The following is a 293-nucleotide window of genomic DNA, read 5'->3' as shown; positions in this document are numbered from 1 at the left end:
GCCACCTTGAGCGTCTTCAGGCGCGGGGCGACATCGACGCCCAGCTCTTCAGGCTTGACCGTGTCCAGCTGCTTTTTCTTGGCCTTCATGATGTTGGGCAGCGTGACGTAGCGCGGCTCGTTCAGGCGCAGGTCGGTGGTGATGACGGCCGGCAGGCTCAGGGCCAGGGTTTCCAGGCCGCCGTCCACTTCACGCGTGACATTCACCTTGTCGCCAGCGACTTCGACCTTGGAGGCGAAGGTGGCTTGCGGCAGGTCGGCCAGGGCCGCCAGCATCTGGCCGGTCTGGTTGGC

The 293-nt window shown here is 65.5% G+C and carries 1 pseudogene; it reads right to left on the bottom strand.

What is annotated here, in order from left to right:
- A pseudogene (locus tag JHD82_RS29695) lies at positions 1–293 on the bottom strand (electron transfer flavoprotein subunit beta/FixA family protein); the annotation flags it as partial.

It is taken from the genome of Delftia sp. ASV31, assembly GCF_016428765.1.
Lineage (GTDB): Bacteria > Pseudomonadota > Gammaproteobacteria > Burkholderiales > Burkholderiaceae_C > Comamonas > Comamonas acidovorans.
Note: the sequence above shows the minus strand (reverse complement) of the source record. Positions and strands in the feature narration are given on the sequence as shown.